The sequence below is a fragment of the Psychrobacter sp. KCTC 72983 genome, from assembly GCF_014280455.1.
Classification (GTDB): Bacteria; Pseudomonadota; Gammaproteobacteria; order Pseudomonadales; family Moraxellaceae; genus Psychrobacter; species Psychrobacter pacificensis.
Genome location: NZ_CP060390.1, coordinates 480382 through 507016, shown reverse-complemented (window position 1 = coordinate 507016; position 26635 = coordinate 480382). Strand labels below are relative to the sequence as shown.

Here is a 26635-nt window from a genome sequence, read left to right as displayed (position 1 = left end):
GCCTTTTATTCCTTTATCTTTTTTAATAATTGGTCATGCAGCATCACAGACAGATAATCGACAGATGAAGTCAGTATTATCCCAAAGGATACAACACCTGTGTAAGCACATTTTTAATGGTCTTAGAAGAGACTATTTTACTCATTAGATAGGATGTTTTATGAATAATAATATCGATCATACCGACCCAGCCAAAGATATGAATACTGAACGCGGCAATGGGGGCGAAACCCATCAGCGCGCAGGTGATGACACCAAAGTATTGACTACCCAACAAGGCGTGGCTATCAGCGACAATCAAAACTCACTAAAAGCAGGCGCACGCGGTCCTACGCTATTAGAAGATTTTGTACTACGTGAAAAGATCAACCACTTTGACCATGAGCGTATCCCTGAGCGTATCGTCCATGCGCGTGGTAGTGCGGCACACGGTTATTTTGAGCTGACCGAATCATTAGAAGAGTATACAACGGCCAAAATTTTGACTGAGACGGGTAAACAAACACCACTTTTTACCCGTTTTTCGACCGTTGCCGGTAATAAAGGCTCAAAGGATACGCCCCGTGACGTACGCGGATTTGCAGTCAAGATGTACACAGAAGAAGGTAATTGGGATTTAGTCGGTAATAATATGCCGATCTTCTTTATTCAAGATGCCATTAAGTTTCCTGATCTCATTCATGCAGTCAAGCCGGAGCCGGATCGCGGGTTTCCGCAAGCGGCCTCTGCACACGATACCTTTTGGGACTTTGTCTCGCTAAGCCCAGAGACGATGCATAACCTGATTTGGCTGATGAGTGATCGTGCATTGCCGCGTAGCTTTAGCATGATGGAAGGTTTTGGTATTCATACCTACCGTTTGCTCAACAAAGAAGGTAAGAGTACTTTCTTCCGTTATCATTGGAAACCAGTAGCAGGTGTACAGTCGCTTATTTGGGATGAAGCTGTAAAAATATCTGGTGCTGACCCTGATTATAACCGCCGTGACATGTATGAAGCGATTGAAAATGGTATGTATTTTGAGTGGGAGCTTGGTGTACAGCTCTTTACCGAAGAAGAGGCCAATGAGTTTCCATTTGACCACTTAGATGCCACTAAGCTGATTCCAGAAGAGCTAGTGCCCGTGAAAATCATCGGTAAAATGGTACTGAACCGTAACCCAGATAATTTCTTTGCAGAAACTGAGCAGGTAGCCTTCTGTCCATCGCATATACCACCTGGTATCGACTTTAGTAACGATCCCTTATTACAAGGCCGTCTATTTAGTTACTTAGATACTCAGTTGTCACGATTGGGCTCACCAAACTTTGTTCAGATTCCTATCAATGCGCCTAAATGCCCATTTGCAAATAACCAGCAAGACGGTCATATGCAAATGCAAGTGCCTAAGACTCGTGTCCTTTATGAGCCTCAAAGTCTAGATCTAGACCGTCCACGTGAAAGTCCTCAAAAAGGTTTTAACTCGTTTCATGAAAAACTGGACGATGGCGTAAAAGGTCGTATCCGTGCTGAGAGCTTCGCTGATCACTATAGTCAGCCACGTATGTTCTATCGTAGCCAAACCCCAGCTGAGCAGGCACATATTGCGACGGCCTACGCATTTGAGCTGGGCAAAGTAGATACTCCTCATGTACGTACCCGTATGCTCAGTCACCTTATCAATATTGATGAAGATCTAGCTAATCGTGTTGCCAATGCCTTAGGTATGGAGCTACCAGAAGCGGCAGAACCAGCAGCACCAGTACAAGATATGGACACCTCTAAGCCTCTGCAAACGATTGGTCGTACGCCTAAATCACTAAAAGGCCGTTTGGTTGGTATCTTAGTAGCTGAAGGATCAAACCATGAGCAAGTTAAGAAGTTTGAAGAGGCTATTAACGCTCAAGGCGGTATGGTCAAAATTGTTGCTCCTAGCAAAGAAGTCAAGCTTGACGACGATACGCGTATCCAAGCAGATGAGCGTGTCGCTGGTGCACCATCAGTATTCTTCGATGCGGTAGTGAGTATCATTATGCCGGATCAAGCTAAGAAACTGGCGGAGGATAGCTCAACGCTAGATTGGTTCACTGATGCTTATGTACACTGTAAAGCCATTGCTTATTGCGGTGCAACGGATGAGTTTATCTTAAGTAAACTTCCTGTAGAAAAAGATGAGTTTATCACACCGCTCGCTGAGCTTGACAGCTTTGTAGAAAATGCAAAATCTCGTCTATGGGAGCGTGAGCCTAAGGTCCGCGACCTTGCATAGTTGATAGCGTAATTGATGGGATAAGCTTTAAATCTATAAAGTAAATGCTTAATTTAGAAGACCCAGCCTAAGCGCTGGGTTTTTTGCGTTTTTACTTGAAGTATAAACGTCGTCATTAATGATGTTACGAATTATGCGACTATTATCAACCTTATCTATAGCCACAAGCGTTCACTGAAAACGATTTGTTTTGTATTGATTATCGCTATACTAAAAATACAAAGACACTAGGATCAAATGATCAGGGATGATAAATGAGTTCGTGTGAAATTGTACGTCTAGAGGGCTATATCCAAAGTAGCTACCTTGCGGTGTATCCAGATAAAATCATGCTACTAGACGGCTGCTGCCGTGCCGATGTGCCAATGGTACTTGGGTATATCAAAGATACTCTAAATAGGCCGATAACAGACCTAAAAGTGGTGGTGGTCACCCATATGCATCCGGATCATGCGGGTGGTGCGCGCAAGTTTCGCCAAGAGACTGGCTGCCGCATTATCTCTGCTGACAAGAAAAGTCAGTGGTACGGCGGTATTGGTGGACGAGCGATGCATTTTGTCGATATGAATCTTGCGTACTATGTGGCGCGGCGGCAAGGTCGCCCATTCAAAAGTCTGTACTATTCGGCAAGCCTAAAGCCAGACATTACTGTCACAGACGGTGACTTTGTCCCAGAGTTTGATGAATGGCAAGTGTTAGAGACGCCTGGGCATACGGATCGTGATCTGTCTTTATTTCATTTGCCCAGTCGTCAGGTATATACGGCTGATCTCATCATCAAATTGCGCCATAAGTTTGTGGCGCCATTTCCTGTCTATGATCCCAAGGCTTATAAGCAATCGTTAAAAAAAATCAGAGATTTAAAACCATCAATGGTAATGATGGCACATGGTCGAGAGCGGGCGATGAGTGAGGTAGAGTTTGATGCGTTCATCGCTCAAGCACCCAAGTATCCGCGCACGATTAAAGATACGATCACACATAAATTGTTATGGCGTAAGAAAAACGATTTTAACCTCTTTAAACGTCGCAAGAGTAAATAGAGATAAAATAACGATCAAAAACCCCAGACGAAAAAAACCCCAGTTACTGTTATAGTAGTAACTGGGGTTTTCAAATATGGTGGGCTGTCCGCGACTCGAACGCGGGACCAATTGATTAAAAGTCAACTGCTCTACCAACTGAGCTAACAGCCCTGAGAAGCGTGTAAAAATTGCACTGCAATTTTAGCTTCGCAAGAGTAATTCATTTAAAAAAGAGCTTTTTAAACTTAACTTTATTAAACAACTACCGGATAGGGTAGAACGATGAATAAAGGTTAAACTAAAATATGGTGGGCTGTCCGCGACTCGAACGCGGGACCAATTGATTAAAAGTCAACTGCTCTACCAACTGAGCTAACAGCCCTAACGTTTGAAGTGTTTGTATCCCTAAACGTGAGAGCACATTATATATATAATTCTGACAATTACAACCCCACAGGATAAAAAAAGTGTAATTCTCTTATAAAATTGCCAATTTATTCCAGTTTCTTTAAATTTTGCCATTATATCGATATTGACTGCTCTATTTTTGGCTAAAGCGAGTCAATACTCAATTATTAGTCTCGAGAAAGCGCCTCAACAGGATCTAGTTTGGCAGCATTACGTGCTGGCAAGAATCCAAATACTACGCCAATCAATGTCGAGCAAACAAATGCGGCAATAATAGAAGTCGGTGAGTAGATGACTTTGAAACTGTCACCGCCCACACTATTAATCAGCTCACCAATGGCAAATGCCATTCCAATACCAATCAGTCCTCCTAGGATACAGACTAGAACGGCCTCAATGAGAAATTGCTGCATGATATCGCTTTGACGCGCACCTACTGCCATACGAACACCAATCTCATTAGTGCGCTCGGTGACAGAGACTAGCATGATGTTCATGACCCCAATACCACCAACAATCAACGAAATAACTGCAACTGATGAGATAAGTAGGGTCATCGTACCTGTCGTCGACTCAATGGTTTGACGGATAGAGTCTGAATTTCGTAGCTCAAAGTCATCTTTGCCATGGCGACTTTCTATCAAGTCAGAGATGGCCGTCTCTGCGGCACTAGAAGAGATACTATCATCTAACAACGCCACAAAGCGGTCGATGTTGGTACTACCGGTGACGCGCGACATCACTGTCGTATAAGGCATATAGATAGTAGGCGTCGTTACACTGGGACCAAAGCCACCATCGCTCTCTTCAAGTACGCCAATCACGCGTCCAGGCACACTACCAACCAATATTACCTCGCCAACAGGGTTATCAATATCTGAGAAAAAGGTCTGTTTAGCGTTGTCATCGATGATGATATCTTGACTACGTAAAGTAATGCTTTTTGCATCAAATCCTTGGCCAAGTGCTAATGTCTCACCAGTGACGGTTAGATAGTCTTCACCAACGCCATTGACAGTAGCATCCTCTTGTATATTACGATAGCGGACACTAGAGCTGGCACTTACCTGAGGGCTGACACTGATAATATAGGGCTGATTGCCGACCGCCTCTGCATCTTCTGGTGTCAAATTGTCATCGTTATAGCGGCGTCTAGGATCGCCTCTAGGGTAGCCATCATTGACGGTAATGGTATTGGTACCTAATGAGCTGATATTGGCAAGGATTTGCTGCTGAGAGCCTTGTCCAAGACCTACGATAGATACGACTGCGGCAATACCGATGATAATGCCGAGCATCGTTAGTAGAGTACGCATCTTATGCGCGCGCATGGCAAGCAAAGACATTTTGAACGCTTCAAGCAGTCGATCAATAAAACTACCAAAGGCACTTTTGCGATGCTCGCCAAGGATAGATTCTGGTTTTTTGTCTGTGTGCTTATAATGCTCAGTTTGATAGTCAGCGATGATATGGCCATCTTTGAGCTCAATCACACGCTCTGCTTGTGCTGCTAGTTTTGGATCATGAGTGACCATGATAATGGTATGACCTTGTGCGCTGAGGTCATGCAAAATCGCCATGACATCTTCGCCAGACTTACTGTCTAGGGCACCAGTTGGCTCATCTGCTAAGATAACATCGCCACCATTCATCAGTGCACGAGCGACAGAAACACGCTGCTGCTGTCCACCTGAGAGCTGATTGGGACGATTGTTGACCTTATTGCCAAGGCCGAGGTCAGTTAGTAGCTTCTCAGCACGATTGGTGCGTGCCTCGGTATCCATGCCCGCATACACGGCAGGGACGGCGACGTTGTCTTTGGCACTGATATCACCAAGCAAATGATAGCGCTGAAAAATAAAACCAAAGTGCTCACGGCGCAGTTCTGCTAGCTGATCGGCATCAAGCTTACGAGCGGATTGACCATAAATCTTATAATCACCAGCAGTGGCTTGATCTAGACAACCCAAGATATTCATCAAGGTGGACTTACCAGAGCCTGACTGTCCAATGATAGCGACCATCTCACCTTGGTGAATCGTCAGACTGATATCATGCAAGACGCGAATGGTTTGCTCACCAGCAGGGAACTCTCTGATAATGCCAGATAGTTCCATAATGGGCTTGCCTGATGCAGAGTGGGTAGCGGTATTGGTTTTTGCTGAGTTGTTTGAGCGATTAGCAGAAGTGTGTGACCCTAAGTTTTGAGCCGTGCTACTTTCAGAGCTATCTTCAGTCGACGGTTTAGGAGATTGAGATATAGTCATAGCAGTGTCTTTAATAAAGGCTAATAAGCGTTATAGTGTTGTTATGAAAGGGCTGCTATGTTTAGCAAGCCTTTCTTACTCAACATAGTCAAAGCACAAGTTACATTCGAGGTCCGCCAGGTACGCGGCCGCTATCTGATTTCTTACCGCTCTCTTCACTGATGATTACTTCTTCCCCTTCTTTCAAACCACTTAAGATTTGCGCATTTACTCGGTTATCAATACCGACTTCTACAGTACGCTCTTCTACGGTTCCGTCATCTTTTAATACACGTACAAACTTGCCCGTTGTTGATTTGCCTTTCTCTTTAGCTCGCTTTTCTTGTATCACTGTTGATGGTACTAATAGAGTGTTTTTGGCTTCGTTGACGATGATATATATCTGTGCCGTCATATCGATTCGGAACAAGCGGTCAGGGTTTGGTACTTCTACGTAGCCGACGTAATAGATAGCAGCGTCTGTCGAGCTGGTGCTACTGATCTGCTCTGGGGCAGGTTCGATAGCGGTTAATGTCGCATCATACTGTTTGTCTGGATTACCGATAATATTGAAATAAGCAGGCATACCAGCACTGACGTTAATGACATCAGCTTCTGAGATTTGCGCGTTGATACGTACGGTCGATAAATCTGCTAACGTCACCAATGTGGGCGCCGTTTGGTTAGCATTGACCGTAGTACCTTGCTCAGTCGTAATAGAAACGACTGTACCTGATATTGGTGCACGAATCGTGGTATAGCTTAGATCTTCTTCAGCAGTACTGACGTTAGTTCGTGATTTGCGTAATGCTGCTTGCTGACTGTTGATATTGGCTTCTGTGGTCGCAATTGCGGCTTTAGCTGTGTCGATAGCCGCACGTGCATTGGCAACGGCTGCTTTTGCTGTCTCGACACTGGTCGCCTGCGTGTCATATTCTTGTTGTGAGATAGCATCGATAGCGACTAAGTCTTGCAAACGCGCAAAATCAGACTGTGCTTGTTTGAGCTCAGATTGGCGGCTAGCAAGATCGGAATAGGCACTTTTTAGTGCTGCCTGTTTGCTGAGCGACTCTGCTTGCGCGCTTTGTAGCGCGGCTTCACTTTGCTCAAGGCTGGCTTGTTCGTTGCTCAGGTTGTTTTTTTGGGTCACTTGGTCAATCTGTGCGATCAAATCGCCTTTTTGTACCTCGTCACCGACTTCAACGTACAGGCGTTTTACCTCGCCAGATACCTGCGCGCCGACATCAACGGTATTTAACGCTTTTACTTTACCAGACGCCATGACATTGTTTTCAATATCACCGACTTCAACGGTTGCGGTTAAATAGTTAGGTGCGGTTTCTTCTGGTTTTAAAAAAGTATAGGCCAAAGCCCCTAATGCTACGATAATTAAGGTGATGACACCCCATTTAATAGCAGATTTTCTGCTTATTTTGCGCATGACAACAATCCAATCACAATTAAATCAAGTGTAGATATAGTAGAGACTTCATGTACGAAAGGGAATGATAATTAGTTTACGAAAGGTTAAGACCTATGTAGTACAGATAACATGACAGAAAATAAGTGGCTGCTAATGGTGGGATATTAGAAAGAATATATTTAGCAATGGATAACAAAGGGGTGTGTTTTAGAAAATGTTTTCAGTAGGATGACTTTGACAAAAAAGTAATAGAAAGGGGAAAAAATAGAAAGGCATGCCCAATCATTAGCGACTCGTCTATCGCATCGCAAACAAGCGCTTACCAGCTAGCTCCAATGCTGCTTGCAATAACAGCTCCCATGCTGGCTGGCGAATAAGGCCTTTGATGGCTTGGTCACAGCGATAGAGCAGAGCAGGCCATTCGCTCGTTTGTTCTTTTGACTGACGGCGGCACGCTTGTTGGTATAACCCTTGCTTACTACGCCAAATGCCTAATGCTTGAGGGTCTTGACCATCCAGCAGTTGCATAATTTGACGCATGTCTTTGCTAATAGCCCAGAGTACTAAAGTAGTAGGCTCATCGGTCGACTTTAGCTGAAACATAATTTTGGCAACCTGCGTGCTATTACCCGCGAGCATCGCATCAGACAAATCAAACACACTAAATTGCGCGTCGCTGACTAAGGCTGCTTGTAAGTCTGCAATATCCAATGCCACATTATTTACCGGCTGTGTAAAACTATTAGAGTGCTCGTTATCTTCATTATTATCACTATTGCTAGTAGCTAATTGCGGTGCAAACAGATAAGACAGGCGCCATAGCGTTTGATAAGCACTGAGTAAATGGTGCTCAGTGTGTGACATAAGAAGTTGCCACGCTTCTTGTGACAGTCGTAATCCAAACTTCTGAGCTTGTATTTGCAACAACTGCTGGCGCTGCTGCTCGTTGTATAAATTGCAATCAATGACAGTGCCGTATTGAGCAAAAGGGGCAAACCACTTGCTGCTCTGACTGCGTTTGTCTTGCTTAGGTGTTAGCCATAATACGCTATGACTGTGCGCACCTGTTTGCGCCTCAACAGCAAAGCGCTCAAGCTCAGCAATAACTGCTTTATCAGGTTTATGATTGCCAGTCACGATTACCGCACTCGCATCATCAAATAGAGACTGGCTACCAAGCTCTGACAATACTTCTTGCCAACTCTTCACCGATATCAGCTCTATACGTTTGATGGCGTAGTTTTGCGCGCGCCAATGTGGACGCAGCGCATCAATCAGCCATTGACTGAGTAGTGGCTCGTCACCATGCGCCAGCCACAAGCCAGCTACCGCAACCGAAGATTGCAGGAGTTTTGGATAAGCTTGTATAAAGGTGTTTTGCATAGCGTGGTAGGACACAGGTTGGTAAGCAGATGATAGCATTTGTAAAAATATGACGAGCGCTGTCGAACTTGCTTAGCTGACTAAGTTAGTGCGTACGCTCGTTGTTCTTCATACTTAAATGGCTGCAAATGATAGAGCTTAATAACAGTATTTGTTAAAAGTTACTTCTCAGGTACGACGACAACCGTTGGCGTTGCGCCTTTATTCATCAGTACAGACTGCTTGGCAGCAGGTGCAACTTTTGGCAAGGAGATCGCCACATATTGATCCGTGATACGGCGTGCTAAGCTGTCATAGAGCCAATCACGAACCTGGTCGCCTTGCTGGTCATCAGTACTGACGGATGCTTCATTGTATTGATAGCTACGCTCGACTTGAATGGGATTGGTAAGCGTGACGGGCTTGCCATTCTCGATCGTCTGGTAGCTGACATCAGCAGAGAGTACCAAGCGAATCTCTGTCAATACACCCACCAACTCGTAACGTTTAAAACGCACGTTACTGATATCGATCGCTGCAATCGGTTTAGCACCAGCTTGTTGATTGCTGCGAATCACATCATCAACTGTCATATTATCAATGACATCGACACCTAACGTGGTTAGGCGACTCGTCAATGGCAATTTTAGAGGAAATGAGGTGCGATTGTCTTCGATAATGACGGCTGTTTTGTTGGCATTGAGCAGCATTGGCGAATCATAGCCGCGTAGCTGAAAACCGCAACCACTTAGACCTGCCGTTGCACCCAATATCGCAAACATAGGTAATGCTGTGAGCAATGCCGTCGCAATCTTCTTTCCACCAGATTGTTTTGTACCAAAGTGCAGTGCGCTTGGCGTTGGTTGTGATTGCCAAGCTCGATGCTTATACGACATAAACGCTATCCTCATATGATAAAAAGGCTTAGAGCACTAAGCCTAGGCGACTAGCCTGCAACCACGATATTAACCAGCTTGTTGGGTACGACGATTTCTTTTTTGATCTCGCCTGTGATGAACTTTGCTACGCTTTCCATCGTTCGAGCTTGCTCTTTTAGTTGCTCAGGATCGCTGTTGGGTGCGACATCCATCTTACCACGCATTTTACCATTGACCTGAACGACCATTGTGATCATGTCCTGTACCAGCGCACTTTCATCAACAGTTGGGTAATCTAAGGTTAAAGTATCAAGGCCGAGCTGCTCAAGCAAATGCTCACCAACGTGCGGCGCATAGACAGAAAGCATAATCAGCAGATTGGTCAACGCCTCGTGTTTAACGTGTAGCTCTTGCTCGCTACTGGCGTTAAAGGCAGTCAACTCGTTGGCAAGTTCCATCAGGCTTGATACTGGAGTGTTGAGTGCTAAACGATCACCCAAATCACTATCAATCTTGGCGATGGTTTCGTGCGTTTTACGGCGTAAGTTTTTGGCTTCTTTACTCAGACCCTCTTTGTTCAATGTCGCACCGTTCAGCGTATCAATACTGATATTAGCTGCCGTTAGCGCTTGCATGTGATCATTAGCGATGCGCCATACTTTTTTCACAAAGTTGTAAGGGCCTTTTAGCGCGTCATCTGACCATTCAAGCGTCTGATCGGCAGGTGCGGTAAATAGTGTATATAGACGAACCGTGTCCGCACCGTATTTATCAATAGTCAGCTGTGGATCGACACCGTTGTTTTTTGATTTAGACATTTTTTCGATTTTGCCAATCGTGACTGGCTGACCATCCAGCTTTAAGGTCGCTTTGATCGGCTGTCCACGGTCGTTGTAGTCGATATCGATGTCTTCTGCAAAGTAGTAAGTGGTACTGCCATCCGCGTTGACACGGTAGAAGGTGCCAGCGAGTACCATACCTTGCGTCATTAGGTTGGCAAATGGCTCGTCGCCAGTGACCAAGTTTTCATCTCGCATGAGCTTATGGAAGAAGCGCGCATACAACAGATGCATCACTGCATGCTCAACACCGCCCACGTATTGATCGACTGGCAGCCATTTATTGGCAGCAGACTTGTTGACCATGTTTTGTGTGTCAGTTGGACTAGCAAAGCGGGCGTAATACCAGCTTGACTCCACGAATGTGTCAAAGGTATCGGTCTCACGCTCAGCAGGATTACCACATTTAGGACAAGTGGTATTGACAAACTCTGGTATATTCTTGAGTGGATTACCACGACCATCAGGTACGACGTCGGTTGGCAACACAACGGGCAAGTCTTGCTCTTCAACAGGAACCGTACCACAATGCTCACAGTTGATCATTGGGATAGGGCAGCCCCAATAGCGCTGGCGCGACACGCCCCAATCCCGCAGGCGGTATTGGATTTTTTTCTTGGCAAGCGATTTTGGCTCAAGTTTGGCAAGCATGGCATCAAACGCCTGCTCAAAATCTAAACCGTCAAACTCACCTGAATTGACCAGAGTGTTGCGCTCGGTATAAGCAAGATTGACTTCACTATCATTTGCCTTAGCATCTGCTTTTAAATCATCAAAATAGCCATCAGGGGTATTGATGACTTGTTTAATCGGTAGGTTGTACTTTACCGCAAATTCATAATCACGCTCATCGTGAGCAGGCACGGCCATCACTGCACCTGAGCCGTAGCTCATCAGTACATAGTTGGCGACCCAAACAGGCACTTCTTCACCAGTCAGTGGATGAGTGACGGTCAGGCCGGTATCCATACCGATTTTCTCGGCTTTGGCGAGATCGGCCTCAGCCACTGAACCTTTTTTGCACATCGCACAGAATTGGGCAATCATGTCGTCTTTTTCAGCAGCGTACTGTGCGAGTGGGTGTTCTGCGGCAACGGCGACATAAGTCACGCCCATCAAAGTATCAGGACGAGTGGTGAACACATCTAAGGTGTTTTCTTCGCCAGCAATCTCATAAGGGAAATGTACTTCCATACCGGCACTACGACCAATCCAGTTGCGCTGCATGGTCAATACTTCAGAAGGCCAGTGACCTTCTAGTTGATCCAAATCGTCGAGCAATTCATCGGCATAGTCAGTGATGTTGAAGTAATACATGGGGATGTCACGTTTTTCGACTGCCGCACCACTACGCCAGCCTTTACCATCAATGACTTGCTCGTTTGCTAAGACAGTATTATCAACGGGATCCCAGTTGACCGTCGATAGCTTTTTGTACACTAGGCCTTTTTTGTACAACTGCAAGAATAGCCACTGCTCCCACTGATAGTATTCAGGGCTACAAGTGGCAAACTCGCGTGACCAATCAATAGACAGGCCTAGCAATTTAAGCTGCGCGCGCATATTGTCGATATTGGCAAACGTCCATGCAGCAGGTGGCGTTTGATTGGCAATCGCGGCGTTCTCAGCTGGCAAGCCAAAACCATCCCAGCCCATTGGCTGCATGACCTCATACCCTTTTAGGCGATAATAACGGCTTAAGACGTCAGAAATCGTATAGTTACGTACGTGGCCCATATGCAGCTTGCCGCTTGGGTAAGGGAACATCGACAGCATGTAACGACTTGGCTTGTCGCTTGGCTCATTGCTGACTTCAAAGCGCTTGTCAGTGGCCCATTTGGTCTGCTGAGCGGCTTCGATCGCTTGCGGGTTATAATGATGGTTGTCGGTTTGGTCTGCTGTCACGGCGTTGCTCATAGTCGGCTCGAAATTGGTTGATACTGATTTATTTAATACGGATTTGTTTAATACTGTTCAAAATAGGTGGAATTTGACAATGCCATAGCATAGCGTAATTTGGCAAAAATTGCGACGATATGATGCATTTGCTCATCAGGTTTGACGATTAAAAGTGAGGTATTTTTTATATCCAGTCAGCCTCCGGTATAATAGAAACGTTCACCAGTATTTATGAGTAATGATAAGGAGTCATCATGACCATCACCGTTTACGGTATCAAATCATGTAGCACGATGAAAAAGGCGTTCAATAAGCTTGACGAGCTAGGCGTTAGCTATGAGTTTCATGATTATAAAAAACAAGGTATCGATAAAGATACAGTACAGCGCTGGGTAAATGCGTTAGGGGTTGATAAAGTGCTTAATAAGCGTGGTACGACATGGCGCAAACTTGATGACGCTCAAAAGCAAGCGGCTGACGCCAGTATAGACAATGCCATTGAGCTATTGGTTGAAAACACCAGTATGATCAAACGTCCGATTGTAGAAGGTCAATTAGCAGATAAAGATCAGCCGATATTGCTGTACGGTTTTGATGAAGCGGAGTTTGAGCGTGTGTTTGGTTAAAAACGGGCATAAAACGCCCAAGCTAATAATTAAATCTTAGCTCGGGCTTGATAACGCCAACAATAAACCAAATCACACTAAAGCCCTAAATAATGAGCACATAGAGGCGGATTTGCTCCGCTGTCCAATCAAGGGCAAACCAGTCAATCATAAAAAACGACTTCCAGCCCTCTATCCACTTTGCGCCGCCATAGCCTATAATCCACCAACAATAGACCGTTTCTAATATAAACAGCATAAACCACAGCGACAAGGGCATGATTTACTCATTTCTATGATTGGCTCAAAGCGGCGTCTATCTCACGGCTAATCAGTGTACCAACCCCTTCGTTAGTGAAAATTTCCAGTAACGTGGCATGAGGCACACGGCCATCAACGATAACGGCACTTTTAACACCGCTACGCACGGCATCAAGCGCACACTGTATTTTGGGAATCATACCGCCTGAGATCGTCCCATCTTCGATTAAAGCATCGACTTTCTTGGGTGTTAGCCCAGTCACTACCTCGCCGTCACGGCCCAATACGCCTTTGATATTGGTCAATAGCATCAGTTTCTCTGCTTGTAAAAACTCAGCCACTTTACCAGCGACTAGGTCTGCATTGATATTATAAGTATTGCCTTCTTTATCGACACCAAGTGGTGCGATAACGGGAATGAAATCAGAGGCAATGAGCATATTGATGACGTCTTTATTGACACTGACTACGTCGCCCACAAATCCTAAATCGACAGGCACCGCGACACCGTCGTTACCGTTTTTTTCCATCATCAGTTTTTTGGCACGGATCAAGTTGGCGTCTTTGCCCGTGAGGCCAATTGCGCGACCGCCGTGCTTGTTAATCAAACTAACAATCGATTTGTTGACACTGCCGCCAAGCACCATTTCTACGATATCCATCGTGCTTTTGTCAGTCACACGCATCCCATCGATACGATCAGACTGACGCCCCAGCTCTTTTAGTAAGTTATCAACTTGTGGGCCACCACCATGTACAACGACTGGATGTATACCGACCGTTTTTAGCAAGACGATATCGCGAGCAAATGAGCTTTCGAGTTCAGGATCGGTCATGGCATTGCCGCCATATTTCACCACGATGAGTTTATCAACAAAGCGCTGAATATAGGGCAGTGCGGTGGTTAATACTTCAGCGGTGTTTTTGGCGTCATCTAAATTAAGTGTCATTCCTAACTCCTAAAGGGCGGGTTTTAAATGGGTTGTTCTTTTTAGCATATTTAATCGATACAGGTTTAATGCCGTTATTCAGCAGGCATGGCGATAATCTGTGTTGCCAGCTCTGCATCAAATGGGCGACACAACGTGGCAAAGGTTGCTTGAATGTCTTTTAGATCATCCATGCTGTCACCAGCGAAGCGCGCAGTCAGGCTATTACTGGTATTTGATTGACGCAACACGCCAAAGCCGTGCGCAAAATCCAAGCGGACACCATCAATGCAGCTAAGTCTAGTGCCTACTGGCAATAAAGACTTGGCTTGTTCGACAGCTATATGGGGTCTGATAGTGGAGCAAGTACAGACTGGTGACGCACATAAAGCCGTTGGTAGATTGGCGGCGTCTAGTCGGTAATCAGAAATATCAAACGAATCAGCATGAGTCGTCACGCTCGCTAGCTGCTGCAAGTAGGTACAAACCCTGGTTAATTGCTCCATGATTGAGCAATCTGTCCTAGCAGTCTGCGGCACCGGCAAATAATGATCTGCTGTACTGACCATGGCGGGCAAGCGTTGGAGAATATCTGATAGTGCATTTTTATCATCTAAGATATTACGAGACTTGACAAACCAATGCAGTAAGCGCAATGCAGCATATATGGCATCATCATAAGGGATAAAGCGGCCATCATTAAAAATAAAATGCCCTGATAGCTCACCTGCAAAGACAATTTGACTATCAGGATGCTGTACCTGTTGGCGCATAAAGCTGCTACCGGTTTTGCTAATCACTGGCATCGCGCCAAGATCCGCCAGTAGCTTTGGCAGATGATGCGCGCATTTAATATCAAATAGCACCTCAGACGCTAAGGAGCTGGTCAAAGAATCCGGACGTTCTGTTATGGCAATGCGTGCTAACAAGTAGAGTAGGTGATCAGGCATGACCACTTTGCCGTTATTATCAACGATCATCAGACGATCACCATCACCATCAAATGCCAGACCAATATCGGCACAATGAGAAGCAACAGCTTGCTGCAGCGCTGTCAGACGGTTGGGCTCGGCTGGATCAGGATTACCAAGAGGAAAACTGCCATCTGGCGTGTCATTGAGCACAATGACATGCTGGCAAAAACGGTCAAATAAGCGCTGAGTGATGTTGCCAGTGGCACCGTGCATACAATCAATAACCACAACCAAATCAAGCTTAGACGCTGTTTTTCGGTTGTTTGTAGGTGCTGTCTGATTATCCTGAGTCAACTGGCAAAAGACTTGCTCAATAGCCGCGATATAGACATCTGCTACTTGCTTGGCAAGCAGCTCTTTAAGCAAAGCTCTAGACAATTCAGTATTGCTGCTAATATTTATATAGTGTGAGTCTGGTTCTGAGTCTAAGGTTGCTTGCTCGACCTGATTTTTAGATAAGTAATGAGTATGAGAGATTAATTGTTGATAAAGGGCTTGTATCTCTAAGCTACTAGGAGATTTATGATTGACCAACCACTTGATACCCAATATGTCTTTGGCAGAGTGGCTGGCGGTTACAATAATGCCATGACCTTGATACTGCTTTGCCCAAAACGCCATCATGGGTGTAGTAACAAGACCGAGCTGGATAACGCATAAACCCTGTTGGGCTAATACAGTAGAGAGTGTACGTGCAATCGATTCGCTGCCATGACGCATATCGTAGCCGATCACCACGATAGTTTCGGCTACTGTATCCTCTTGAACATTCATGGTGCTATCGGGAGGGCAAGTAACATCAGTAGCAGCATGGGCATTACTATTTTTTGTGAATAGGCTGCGTTGAGGGCCATAGAGCTGAGCAAAACGATGGCCCAGCGCTTGTACAAACTCATCGGTGAAATGCGTGTTTGTACCACGGATGTCATAAGCACGAAATAAGGATTGCTGCGCCGCAAAAGATGGCATGGCTTATTCTCCTTATTGACGTGGTAAATAGGTAATTATGAATACAAAACGGGTAGCGTAACATTCTATTAATGTAAACAATTACTCTTAGTCGCCATCCCAATAATTATTTTAGCCACTAAACTGGCACTGCTAACCTGAAATCGCCACCTCAACGATCATTAATTGAGCGAATAATTACTGACGGCCTGAATGTCCAAATCCGCCAGCACCGCGCACGCTTTCATCACTGAATTCTGCAACCACTTCAAACTCAGGACGGGCAACAGGCACCACGATATACTGTGCCATGCGATCGCTTGGGTTGAGAACAAAGTCTTCGTTACTGCGATTCCAAATACTGACCATCAGCTCACCTTGATAGTCGGCATCAATCAGCCCAACCAAGTTACCCAAGACGATGCCGTGCTTATGGCCAAGGCCTGAGCGTGGCAATATCATACCGGCATAATTAGGGTCTTGAATATAAACAGCAAGGCCCGTACCGATCAAGTGGGTTTCGCCTGCTTTGATCGTTAAAGGCTCATCAATACAAGCGCGCAGATCGATACCAGCACTGCCATCGGTAGCGCGAGTCGGTAGAGAAAATGCTTCATCTTCAATAATTTTAGGATTGACTACTTTCACTTGTACAGCTTGCATAACACACTCACTTAACGATTTAGAAGTTTTATAAATTAAGACTATTTAACAATATTTTATAAACAACAATGATATATGAATAGCAATGCTGTGTTTTTATTGGATACTTTATTATTTAGCAATTCACTAGAGTATTAACACACTCGCCAAGCCTAAAAATGACATAAAACCAACAATATCCGTCACGGTGGTCAAAATCACCGAGGCAGACAAGGCTGGGTCAATGTTCATGCGCTTAAGTAACAGCGGTATACTAATTCCCGAGACATTCGCCGCCGTCATGTTGATCGCAATGGCAAAGCCAATGACAGCACTAATTTCGATGTCATGAAACCATAATTGGGCAATAAATGCCATGATGATCGCCCAAATGATACCGTTTATCGCGCCAACCCACAGCTCTTTATTAAGGAGCCAGACTCGGTTAGAACCACCGATTTGACCCATTGCCATCCCGCGGATAACGACGGTCAAGGTTTGCGAGCCTGCAATACCGCCCATGCTGGCGACCACAGGCATCAATATCGCCAGCGCCACCACTTGTGCCAAGACTTCCTCGAATTGTCCAATCACCGCGGCTGCCAAGAGCGCGGTACATAGATTGATACCCAGCCAAACACTACGGCTTTTGGCACTGGTCAAAATAGGCGCAAACAGCTCTTCGTCTTGACTGACACCAGCAAGATTTTTCATAGTGCTATCGACATCATCTTGGATAATCTCCATGATGTCCTCGCCATTTAGCTGTCCAACCAGCTCGCCATAGCTATTTGTCACGGGGGCGAAACGAATGTCTTCTGAACGAAAAATCGCTGCAGCATCTTGGATATCTAGGCGATCATTGATGGTGATAGCCGTATCAATCAGTTCTGAGACTAGGGTGTTTTGATCATGTTTAATCAGATCTACCAGACTCAATAGCCCAAGTAATTGCTGGCTTTGATCGACAACAAGCAGTTCTTGGCTTTCGTCATCGAGCAGATCCTCGTTTTCGCGTAGCCAATCCTGTACATCCGCCAGACAGATATCATCCCGTATTTGGATAATATCGGGATCCATGTAGCTCCCAACTTCCCAGTCATCATACGTATCAAGTTTATTGACTTGGACGCGCGTTTCTTCATCGAGCGTTGCCATGACTGAGGTACGTACGCTCTCAGTGACAGTATCCAAAATCTCAGAGATGTCTTGGGCATCAAGATCTTGGGTAAATAGCGAGATTTCTTGAGAAGAAATATTCTCTAATAATGGCTGGCGGGTATCGTACTCGAGCTCAGCAAGTACCTCACCTTTAATGCTCTCTGGTACTTGCTCCCAGATGAGTAGGCGGTTTTGAGTCGGGAAAGACTCTAGTAGGCTTGCAATTTCATACTCAGACTGCTTTTCTAAAAACTCTGTAATCGCCTCATATGCTTTATCAGCAACCAAATCCTGCAAATACAGCAGTTTATATTCGGCACTGTATTCAGCCGGATTATAATCTCCTGGTAGCACTGATGGTCGTTCCTGATCGGGCATCGAGGTAGGCATAAGGATTCCAATATCTTTTATAAAGTGTTAATAATAGCAAATGGCAAAACGTCGGGTTAGCGTTTGCCGAGTCAGTTCTTTTTGGCATCAGCACTGTCAATATTGATGTTAGCGCTTACCCAATAAAGCGCGAATATTGGCTAAGTACTCATCAGCGACCGCTTCTGGGTCTTTGATGGCTTTTTTCTTTTTGGCCTTGGCGGGCCAGTCAACATGATCTTCAGGTAGCTCGTCCAAAAATCTGGACTCTGAGGTCACGCGCATCTGACCACCGGCACGGCGCTGGGCCGCAAGCGTCAAAGTCAGCTCACGACGCGCGCGGGTGATGCCTACGTACATCAGACGACGCTCTTCTTCGATCGTCTCACTCATAATAGAGTTACGATGCGGTAGCATCTCTTCTTCAAGCCCCATGATATAAACAAAATCAAACTCCAAACCTTTTGCAGCATGCAAGGTCATTAGATTGACTTTGTTGGTGTTCTCTTCTTCTTGCTGCTGCTCGAGCATATCGAGCAAGACCAGCTTACGAATGATGGTATCAATCGTGCGGTCTTCGTCTTCTTCTGCGCGATTAATGAGAGATTGGATACTGGTATAGAGCATATCGATATTATCAATACGGTTTTTTTCTTGCTGCGGGGTTTTGGCATCGCTACGGACAAAATCTATATAACCCGTCTCATCAATCATTTGGCGTACGATTGGCACAGGATCAGGGTGTTGATCGAGCTCACGTGTATAGTGCTCGATGAACTCGCCAAACTCTTTGATCGTGCCATACGCTTTTGACGGCAACACATGAGCCAAGCCGGCATGAGTACAAGAAGCCAGTAGCGAGATACTATGCTCTTGAGCAAATAAGCCAAGCTTTTCTAGCGTAGCAGGTCCCATACCGCGCTTGGGTGTATTGATAATACGTAAAAACGCGCTGTCATCTTCAGGGTTCAAAATCAAGCGTAGATAGCCCATGATGTCTTTGATTTCACTACGCGCAAAGAACGATTGACCGCCTGATAGCTTATAAGGGACTTGTAGCTGGCGCAATTGTGCCTCAAGCATTCGTGCCTGAAAGTTACTGCGGTAGAGTACTGCATACTGCTCCCACTCATTACCAAAACGCAATTTGTGCGTGACGATTTCTTTGGCGACGCGCTCAGATTCATCATCATCATTACGGCAGTTGATAATCCGAATTTTTTCGCCTTGACCTTTATCTGACCACAGTTTTTTTTCAAATAAATGCTCGTTGTTCAGAATAACGGCATTGGCAGAGGTCAAGATACGGGTGGTTGAGCGATAATTTTGCTCAAGCATGACGATTTTTAGTTTTGGGAAATCTTCTTTTAGCAGTGCCATGTTTTCAGGCTTCGCCCCGCGCCACGCATAGATAGATTGGTCATCATCACCTACCACGGTAAAACGACCTTGCGGACCAACCAGATGCTTAATCATTTCATACTGGGCGGTATTGGTATCTTGATACTCATCGACCAATAGATAACGAATACGGTTTTGCCATTTGTCTCGCAGCTCTCTATTTTCACGCAAGATTTTGGTCGGCAGTACAATCAAGTCATCAAAATCGACGGCATTATACGCACGCAAGTTACGCTCATAAAGCGCATACAAGGTCGCAAAAATCATGTCTTCTGGATCGTCTAACGTCTCCATCGCCTTGTCAGGCTCAATCAAATCGTTTTTCCAATCAGAGATCATCTTGATGGCTTTACCAACCAGCTCACGACTTTCAGCGCCACTCAAGTTGTCGCGCATCATCAGCTCCATCAAGAGGCGCTTACTGTCATCGCTGTCCATGATAGAGAAGTTGCCTTTTAGTGGCGTATGCATCAGCTCATAGCGCAAAAACTGCAGGCCAAATTGGTGAAAGGTCGATACAGTCAAGCCGCGCGTTTTTTCGCTTGGGAGCAGTTTGCTCACACGGGCTTTCATTTCACGTGCCGCCTTATTAGTAAAGGTCACCGCTGTGATGCGCTCGGCTGGCATGTCGCACTCTTGAATCAGATACGCAATTTTACGCGTGATCACCGAGGTCTTACCGGAGCCAGCACCTGCGAGCACAAGTAGTGGGCCGGATACGTAGAGCATGGCTTCTTGTTGTTTGGGATTGAGTTGACTCATAACGTGACCTGTAAGACAAAAGCAAAAAGAGGGTAGCGCTGATATAGCACAATTGATATCTTAATAATGTTTTTTATAAGGATAATAGAATTTAAGGTTTGATGATGACATATCGTAAAATTAGGTGGGTCATTATAAAGCAAAAACGGTCACTTTGGGGGAGGAGTTGGGTGATGAAAATAGGGTATGAGCGCACTTGATTTCTGGTAAATAGCGTGACAGCGTTTGCGTATCGAACAAAGCATGGATTTGGGGTTAATATAAGGTAACGTCTATATCATAATTTTTGGTAAAAAAAACACATTTTGTTTCATAGAAAATGACCGTCGAATACAGTTAAAAACTAGCTTTTAGGCACTGATATGCGTATAGTACATAAATAATTTATGCCAGTTGTCACGTCATTATTAACCACGTGTAATGAGCTATTAAATCAATTAAGTACGCAGTCAGATATGATATTGATTTAATACGTTGATCTTACGTTGTTAGAAGATGCGTTGGGCGACCAGCCTTTATCCGCGTGCATACCGGAATCTCTACCGTTGGTCAGGTCTGACATCGTCGTTAATAAGCTTGATAATTGGTTATTACCAGCAAAATACCTAACATGTGACTCAATGACAGTTACTTAAACACAGTGTCAGTGAATGACAACTGCTTTGTGTTTTCGTCTGCGTTATACCTGTCGTGAGGCGGCCTTAATGGGTCAGTGCCTGCGCTGTGTCTAACACTCGATTGGGTGAGGAGCACGTATTATCATGTCTGCTTTTAATTGGTCAGCAGTTGCTTTTATCTTAGCCGCCATTGGGCTAGTTGTCTTTATGCTGGTGGTACCGCGTTTACTTGGCGGTCGCTCTCAAGGCTTACAAAAAGAAGAGATATTTGAAGCGGGTGTTGTCGGATCTGGCAACGCCCGTATTCGTTTGTCTGCTAAATTCTATTTGGTCGCGATTTTCTTTGTGATTTTCGATTTAGAGGCGCTGTATCTCTACGCGTATTCTGTGTCAGTACGAGAGGCCGGCTGGCTTGGTTTTGCCGCTGCTGCTACCTTTATCACTATTCTGATTATCGGTTTGATTTATGAGCTGAGCTTGGGTGCGATGAACTGGGCACCTGCTGACAAGCTGCGTAAAAAGGCACGCTTATATGCCGCGCCTGCTGGCTTTAACTTAGCAGATATCACCAAGTTTGATGGTGCTCATGAGCTGATGGTCGATCCTACTGGTAAAGTACCCGCGCAATCATCCGGTCAAATCAATGTCTCAAACAATATTGAGACCAATCGCCGTCATCTACAAAACATCGATCATATTAATACCACAGGTAATGTGACGTCTGTGGACTTTGCGACGTCTAGTCAAAAAGATAGAGCTGCGCGTTAATGCCAGTTGATGGTTGTAGACTATAGTATCTGTAAAGACAGGCAGCACGAGATAAAGACAGCAGTCTGTTTATATCGATGATCGCTGATGATTAGCCCCTTATTAATAACGAAATTTTTGGCGACAGCGTATACAAGATGAGTATGACGCCAAGCCTAATATAAAGGTTGTATGTTATGAAATACACATTAACAAAAGCCAACCCTGATGCAGATACCTACCCTGCACAGACCCGCCAAACGGTCAATGATCCTATCGAAGATGAAGTCAATAAAAACGTCTTTATGGGTCGTCTCGAAGACCTCGTTCATTCGACAGCAAACTGGGGGCGCAAGCACTCGCTCTGGCCATTTAACTTTGGTACGTCTTGCTGTTATGTTGAATACGCCACTACCTTAACCGCCGTTCATGATTTGTCACGCTTTGGGGCCGAAGTTATCCGTGCCTCACCCCGTCAGGCAGATGTGATGATCGTTGCTGGTACATGTTTTGTCAAAATGGCCCCTGTTATTCAGCGTCTTTATGAGCAAATGCTTGAGCCAAAATGGGTCATCTCTATGGGTGCTTGTGCCAACTCGGGCGGCATGTATGATATCTACTCGGTCGTACAAGGGGTGGATAAAGTGATCCCTGTTGATGTGTATGTGCCAGGCTGTCCGCCGCGTCCAGAAGCATTGATTCAAGGCTTGATGTTGCTACAAGAATCTATCACCAAAGAGCGTCGTCCGCTGGGCATCCATGTCAATGAGCAGGGTATCTATCAACCGCAAATGACGCCTGAGCGTGACCGTAAACAAGCAGATCGTATCGCTGTAAAAAACTTGCGTAGCCCAGACAGCATCTAAGTTTAGACAGCATCTAAATTTAGATAGCATGTAGATTTAGCAACCTCAATATTTTATGCGCTCATCATGGTTTGGTTATGACTGACATAGCCTCACTGTGATTGACATCGCTCAGTTATGATTAATGAAGGAATACATCATTCATGGTCACGGTAGTCGAAAACACAGATCCTAAGATCAAGCCCGTCCCAGCCGTCATTACAGAGCTGGAGCAAAAGTATGCTGGTAAATTTGTCGTACAGCACACTGTGGATGAGATTCCAACAGTCTGGGTGGCGCGTGCAGATTTATTAGACGTGCTTTTATTTTTGCGCAAACTGCCCAAGCCCTACGTCATGCTATTTGACTTGTCAGCGATAGATGAGCGCTTGCGTCAGCATCGTGCGGGTTTGCCTGACAGTGACTTTACGGTGTTTTATCACCTGATGTCGCTTGAGCGCAATAGTGATATACGTGTCAAGGTCGCACTGAGCGAAGATGACCTCAATGTCCCAAGCGCGACCAATATTTGGCCAAATGCCAACTGGTATGAGCGCGAAGTGTGGGACATGTTCGGTATTGTCTTTACAGGTCATCCGCATTTGACCCGTATTTTATTGCCAAAATACTGGGAAGGTCATCCGCTGCGTAAAGAATATCATGCGCGTGCGACTGAATTTACCCCGTATTTCTTGAATACCGCCAAGCAGCAATACGAGCAAGAAAACCTACGTTTTGTCCCAGAAGAGTGGGGCATGAAGCGCTCAGGTCGTGACGAAGACTTTATGTTCTTGAACATCGGTCCTAACCATCCCTCCGCTCACGGTGCGTTTCGCTTGGTACTACAGTTGGATGGCGAGGAAGTCGTCGACTGTATTCCAGATATTGGCTATCACCATCGCGGCGCAGAAAAGATGGCTGAGCGTCAAACATGGCACTCATTTATTCCTTATACCGACCGTATCGATTATTTAGGCGGTGTGATGAATGAGCTGCCTTATATCATGTCAGTCGAAAAGCTCGCTGGGATTACCGTCCCACCTCGCGCCGAGACTATCCGTGTGATGATGAGCGAGTTTTTCCGTATTACCAACAATTTGCTATACGTCGGTACATTCATTCAGGATGCAGGTGGTATGACCCCTGTATTTTATATGTTTACCGATCGCCAAAAAGCCTATGACGTCATCGAAGCCGTGACAGGCTACCGTATGCATCCGGCTTGGTTCCGTATCGGTGGTACGGCGGCTGATCTGCCACGTGGCTGGCAGCGTTTGGTGCGTGAGTTCTTAGATTGGATGCCTAAGCGCCTGGACGAGTATGTCAAAGCAGCACTACAAAACAGCGTGCTCAAAGGTCGTACCCAAGGCGTCGCTCAGTACAATGCCAAGCAAGCATTGGCTTGGGGCGTGACGGGCGCTGGTCTGCGCGCGACAGGCGTGGATTTCGATATGCGTAAAGCGCGTCCTTACATGGGCTATGAGAATTACGATTTTGCAGTGCCAGTTGGTTACAACGGTGACGCTTATGATCGCTGTATGGTCAAAGTTGAGGAGATGCGTCAGTCATTACGTATCATTCGTCAATGTATGGACAACATGCCACAAGGCCCTTATAAGGCAGATCATCCACTGGCCGTACCACCGCCGAAAGACCGTACACTGAACGATATCGAAACGCTGATTAACCACTTTATCTCCGTATCATGGGGTCCTGTAATGCCAGCGGGTGAGTGTACGACGATTGTCGAGGCGACCAAAGGTCTGAACAGTTATTATATTACCTCAGACAAAGCCACAATGAGCTATCGTACGCGTATCCGTACGCCAACGTTTGCTCATATACAGCAGATGCCATCGGTCATTAATGGCTCACTGGTTTCTGATGCCATTATGTATTTGGCATCGATTGATATTGTGATGGCGGACTGCGATCGTTAAGATTTTGATCTTTAAGGTTAAACCGCTGCTTAAAAAGTATTTGTTCATCAATATATTATTGCCTGATGGCACACCAAAATGCTGTCGCTTGTCGATATAACCACGGTTTTAAGTAGACTGATATTGGCTTGTGATAGAGCAGGATGAGTGAGGAAAGACAGAAGATTATGAAAATTGTTTCCGACAAAATGCCAAAAGTAGATGTGGAAAGCATCCTCACCACTGAGGAAATCGCTGCCATTCATGAGTTTATGCACCATTACCCACAGGCGCGTGCTGCCTCATTAGATGCGCTAAAAATTGTGCAAAAGCGCAACGGCTGGGTCGATGATGCGCAAGCAAACGCTATTGCCAACATCCTAGACATCCCGATGTCAGACATGGATGGGGTCGCCACTTTCTTTAACCGTATCTATCGCCAGCCTGTCGGTCGCCATGTGATTCTCATCTGTGACTCCGTGGCTTGTTATTTGACAGGTTATGAAGCGTTGTCAGCTGAGATCAGATCACAGCTGGGTATTGAGTATGGTCAGACAACTGCTGATGGACGTTTTACGCTATTGCCAATTTGCTGCTTGGGCAACTGTGATAAGGGGCCAGCGGTACTAATTGATGAAGACACTTACGGCCCTGTCCAGCCCTCCGAGGTCGCGCAATTATTGGAGCTATACGCATGAGTTTAACGATTTCAGAGCAGATTGCTCGTCGCGGTCAAGGCCAAGCGCCAAGCCAGCTAAATGCACAGCGTGTTCCAATTTATGGCGATAAAGCGACAGCCACTAGCGAAACCAAGCCATTGACTTGGCGTTTGGCGCATCATGATGCGGTGCTTGATTTAGCCACTTATGAGTCTCTAAAAGGCTTCACTGGTCTAAAAGAAGCGCTATCTAAATCGCCAAAAGACGTCGGCAATATGATTAAAGCCGCCAATGTCCGAGGTCGCGGCGGTGCAGGTTTTAACGCGGGTCTAAAGTGGTCGTTTATGTCGCCGCCGGACGGTTTGCCGCGTTATCTTATCTGTAATGCTGATGAAATGGAGCCGGGTACTTTTAAAGACCGTCTATTAATGGAGCGTTTACCGTTTCAGTTGATTGAAGGTATGCTTATTACCGCGCATGCGATTGGTGCCACTGACGGTTATATCTTTATCCGCGGTGAGTATATCTTGGCCGCTGAACGTTTGGTCGCTGCTATCGAAGAATGTTTGGCCAACAATCTCATGGGCGACAATATTTTAGGCTCAGATTTTAGTTTTAATCTGCATGTGCATACTGGCGCTGGGCGTTATATCTGCGGTGAAGAAACCGCATTGATTAACAGCTTAGAAGGTCGCCGTGCTAACCCACGTACCAAACCCCCTTTCCCGCAAATCTCTGGTGCATGGGGTCGTCCAACCGTTGTTAACAACGTTGAGACTTTGTGTAATATGCCAGCGATTTTGAATCACGGCGTTGAGTGGTATCAGTCGTTATCTGAAATTAAAGGCAAAAGTAAAACGCCAGGCACCAAACTATTCGGCTGCTCAGGTTTAGTTAATGATCCAGGCCTTTGGGAATTACCGTTTGGTTATACAGCTCGCGAAATCATTGAAGATTTAGCCGGTGGTATGAAAGATGGTAAAACGCTCAAAGCTTGGCTGCCGGGCGGCGCATCGACTGACTTTTTGACTGCAGAGCATTTGGATGTGGTAGTAGATTTTGACACCATTCAAAATGCTGGTAGCCGTATGGGTACTGGTCTCATTATGGTCGTCGATGAATCACAAGACATGGTGCCGTTACTTCGTAACCTTGAGATTTTCTTTCAGCGTGAGTCATGCGGTTGGTGTACACCATGCCGTGATGGTCTGCCATGGGGCGTTAAACTGCTTACCGCTATTAATAATGGTGAAGGGCAAGTGGGCGATGTAGAAAAACTAGAAGGCCTGACGCGTGACTTATGGATTGGTAAAACATTCTGTGCGCATGCTCCAGGTGCGATGGAACCACTAATGAGTGCGATTAAATATTTCCGTCCAGAGTTTGATCAAAAAATCGCGCAGGCGGTTGGTGTCGATGTGATTGATGCGGCAGCCAACCAACAGCCAGCAGTGAAATAAGGAGAGCG

At 45.6% G+C, this 26635-nt stretch carries 19 protein-coding genes and 2 tRNA genes; 8 read left to right on the top strand and 13 right to left on the bottom strand.

The annotated features are described in order from the left end of the window. Positions 1-160: 160 nt before the first annotated feature. A complete protein-coding gene (locus tag PSBA01_RS02040) occupies positions 161-2248 on the top strand; it encodes a catalase (protein WP_186474922.1) in 2088 nt (695 codons plus the stop codon). A gap of 254 nt (positions 2249-2502) precedes the next feature. Beyond that, positions 2503-3291, top strand: coding sequence for an MBL fold metallo-hydrolase (locus tag PSBA01_RS02035; protein WP_186474921.1), 789 nt, complete (start codon positions 2503-2505; stop codon positions 3289-3291). 77 nt (positions 3292-3368) lie between these two features. On the opposite strand, the gene PSBA01_RS02030 is transcribed toward PSBA01_RS02035, so the two are convergent. From PSBA01_RS02030 to leuS, 7 genes are all read right to left on the bottom strand, one after another. Then, positions 3369-3444, bottom strand: a tRNA-Lys gene (locus PSBA01_RS02030). A gap of 135 nt (positions 3445-3579) precedes the next feature. Continuing rightward, a tRNA-Lys gene (locus tag PSBA01_RS02025) sits at positions 3580-3655 on the bottom strand. A 193-nt stretch (positions 3656-3848) separates the two neighbouring features. Beyond that, positions 3849-5798 carry a MacB family efflux pump subunit gene (locus PSBA01_RS02020; RefSeq protein ID WP_228724661.1) on the bottom strand — a complete coding sequence of 650 codons (1950 nt, stop codon included), beginning with the start codon at positions 5796-5798 and terminating at the stop codon, positions 3849-3851. 250 nt (positions 5799-6048) lie between these two features. Continuing rightward, a complete protein-coding gene (locus PSBA01_RS02015) occupies positions 6049-7368 on the bottom strand; it encodes an efflux RND transporter periplasmic adaptor subunit (RefSeq protein WP_186474919.1) in 1320 nt (439 codons plus the stop codon). Between the two features lie 279 nt (positions 7369-7647). Then, positions 7648-8733: a DNA polymerase III subunit delta gene (locus tag PSBA01_RS02010; RefSeq protein ID WP_186474918.1), complete on the bottom strand. Its 1086-nt coding sequence runs from the start codon at positions 8731-8733 to the stop codon at positions 7648-7650. Positions 8734-8894: 161 nt separating this feature from the next. Further along, positions 8895-9608 carry a hypothetical protein gene (locus tag PSBA01_RS02005; RefSeq protein WP_228724619.1) on the bottom strand — a complete coding sequence of 238 codons (714 nt, stop codon included), beginning with the start codon at positions 9606-9608 and terminating at the stop codon, positions 8895-8897. Positions 9609-9658: 50 nt separating this feature from the next. Then, positions 9659-12346, bottom strand: coding sequence for a leucine--tRNA ligase (gene leuS / locus PSBA01_RS02000; protein ID WP_071003262.1), 2688 nt, complete (start codon positions 12344-12346; stop codon positions 9659-9661). A 236-nt stretch (positions 12347-12582) separates the two neighbouring features. Between leuS and PSBA01_RS01995 the strand changes: the two genes are divergently transcribed. Next, positions 12583-12954: an arsenate reductase gene (locus tag PSBA01_RS01995; RefSeq protein WP_186474917.1), complete on the top strand. Its 372-nt coding sequence runs from the start codon at positions 12583-12585 to the stop codon at positions 12952-12954. Between the two features lie 85 nt (positions 12955-13039). Here the strand turns inward: PSBA01_RS01995 and PSBA01_RS01990 are convergent, their stop codons facing one another. The 6 genes from PSBA01_RS01990 to PSBA01_RS01965 form a co-directional block, all read right to left on the bottom strand. Further along, complete coding sequence (locus PSBA01_RS01990; RefSeq protein WP_186474916.1) at positions 13040-13213, bottom strand: hypothetical protein; 174 nt, start codon at positions 13211-13213, stop codon at positions 13040-13042. Between the two features lie 13 nt (positions 13214-13226). Then, complete coding sequence (gene argB / locus PSBA01_RS01985; protein ID WP_186474915.1) at positions 13227-14144, bottom strand: acetylglutamate kinase; 918 nt, start codon at positions 14142-14144, stop codon at positions 13227-13229. A gap of 74 nt (positions 14145-14218) precedes the next feature. Then, a complete protein-coding gene (locus PSBA01_RS01980) occupies positions 14219-16066 on the bottom strand; it encodes a phosphomannomutase (protein ID WP_186474914.1) in 1848 nt (615 codons plus the stop codon). 177 nt (positions 16067-16243) lie between these two features. Continuing rightward, complete coding sequence (gene dut, locus PSBA01_RS01975; RefSeq protein ID WP_071003269.1) at positions 16244-16708, bottom strand: dUTP diphosphatase; 465 nt, start codon at positions 16706-16708, stop codon at positions 16244-16246. A gap of 126 nt (positions 16709-16834) precedes the next feature. After that, the gene (mgtE, locus tag PSBA01_RS01970) at positions 16835-18226 is read right to left on the bottom strand and encodes a magnesium transporter (protein ID WP_167669402.1); all 1392 of its coding nucleotides are present in this window, start codon (positions 18224-18226) and stop codon (positions 16835-16837) included. Positions 18227-18346: 120 nt separating this feature from the next. Beyond that, positions 18347-20380, bottom strand: coding sequence for a UvrD-helicase domain-containing protein (locus PSBA01_RS01965; protein ID WP_071003273.1), 2034 nt, complete (start codon positions 20378-20380; stop codon positions 18347-18349). 761 nt (positions 20381-21141) lie between these two features. Here PSBA01_RS01965 and ndhC point away from each other — a divergent pair. From ndhC to nuoF, 5 genes are all read left to right on the top strand, one after another. After that, on the top strand, positions 21142-21765 hold the full coding sequence (gene ndhC, locus PSBA01_RS01960; RefSeq protein ID WP_186474913.1) for an NADH-quinone oxidoreductase subunit A: 624 nt from the start codon (positions 21142-21144) through the stop codon (positions 21763-21765). Between the two features lie 176 nt (positions 21766-21941). Further along, a complete protein-coding gene (locus PSBA01_RS01955) occupies positions 21942-22610 on the top strand; it encodes a NuoB/complex I 20 kDa subunit family protein (protein WP_058024548.1) in 669 nt (222 codons plus the stop codon). A 143-nt stretch (positions 22611-22753) separates the two neighbouring features. After that, complete coding sequence (nuoC, locus tag PSBA01_RS01950; RefSeq protein WP_186474912.1) at positions 22754-24529, top strand: NADH-quinone oxidoreductase subunit C/D; 1776 nt, start codon at positions 22754-22756, stop codon at positions 24527-24529. Positions 24530-24696: 167 nt separating this feature from the next. Beyond that, entirely contained in the window at positions 24697-25206 is a 510-nt protein-coding gene (gene nuoE / locus PSBA01_RS01945; RefSeq protein WP_058024550.1) for an NADH-quinone oxidoreductase subunit NuoE, read from the top strand. Beyond that, positions 25203-26627 carry an NADH-quinone oxidoreductase subunit NuoF gene (nuoF, locus tag PSBA01_RS01940; protein WP_186474911.1) on the top strand — a complete coding sequence of 475 codons (1425 nt, stop codon included), beginning with the start codon at positions 25203-25205 and terminating at the stop codon, positions 26625-26627. The genes nuoE and nuoF overlap by 4 nt, the downstream gene beginning before the upstream one ends. Positions 26628-26635: the final 8 nt, after the last annotated feature.

Coding starts and splice junctions, on each gene's coding strand:
- PSBA01_RS01990 (WP_186474916.1), bottom strand. CDS start 13,213: ATGCCCTTGTCGCTGTGGTTTATGCTGTTTATATTAGAAACGGTCTAT.
- nuoC (WP_186474912.1), top strand. CDS start 22,754: ATGGTCACGGTAGTCGAAAACACAGATCCTAAGATCAAGCCCGTCCCA.
- dut (WP_071003269.1), bottom strand. CDS start 16,708: ATGCAAGCTGTACAAGTGAAAGTAGTCAATCCTAAAATTATTGAAGAT.
- PSBA01_RS01955 (WP_058024548.1), top strand. CDS start 21,942: ATGAAATACACATTAACAAAAGCCAACCCTGATGCAGATACCTACCCT.
- ndhC (WP_186474913.1), top strand. CDS start 21,142: ATGTCTGCTTTTAATTGGTCAGCAGTTGCTTTTATCTTAGCCGCCATT.
- PSBA01_RS02010 (WP_186474918.1), bottom strand. CDS start 8,733: ATGCAAAACACCTTTATACAAGCTTATCCAAAACTCCTGCAATCTTCG.
- mgtE (WP_167669402.1), bottom strand. CDS start 18,226: ATGCCCGATCAGGAACGACCATCAGTGCTACCAGGAGATTATAATCCG.
- PSBA01_RS01980 (WP_186474914.1), bottom strand. CDS start 16,066: ATGCCATCTTTTGCGGCGCAGCAATCCTTATTTCGTGCTTATGACATC.
- PSBA01_RS02005 (WP_228724619.1), bottom strand. CDS start 9,608: ATGTCGTATAAGCATCGAGCTTGGCAATCACAACCAACGCCAAGCGCA.
- argB (WP_186474915.1), bottom strand. CDS start 14,144: ATGACACTTAATTTAGATGACGCCAAAAACACCGCTGAAGTATTAACC.
- PSBA01_RS01995 (WP_186474917.1), top strand. CDS start 12,583: ATGACCATCACCGTTTACGGTATCAAATCATGTAGCACGATGAAAAAG.
- PSBA01_RS02040 (WP_186474922.1), top strand. CDS start 161: ATGAATAATAATATCGATCATACCGACCCAGCCAAAGATATGAATACT.
- leuS (WP_071003262.1), bottom strand. CDS start 12,346: ATGAGCAACGCCGTGACAGCAGACCAAACCGACAACCATCATTATAAC.
- PSBA01_RS02035 (WP_186474921.1), top strand. CDS start 2,503: ATGAGTTCGTGTGAAATTGTACGTCTAGAGGGCTATATCCAAAGTAGC.
- PSBA01_RS02020 (WP_228724661.1), bottom strand. CDS start 5,798: ATGGAACTATCTGGCATTATCAGAGAGTTCCCTGCTGGTGAGCAAACC.
- nuoF (WP_186474911.1), top strand. CDS start 25,203: ATGAGTTTAACGATTTCAGAGCAGATTGCTCGTCGCGGTCAAGGCCAA.
- PSBA01_RS02015 (WP_186474919.1), bottom strand. CDS start 7,368: ATGCGCAAAATAAGCAGAAAATCTGCTATTAAATGGGGTGTCATCACC.
- PSBA01_RS01965 (WP_071003273.1), bottom strand. CDS start 20,380: ATGAGTCAACTCAATCCCAAACAACAAGAAGCCATGCTCTACGTATCC.
- nuoE (WP_058024550.1), top strand. CDS start 24,697: ATGAAAATTGTTTCCGACAAAATGCCAAAAGTAGATGTGGAAAGCATC.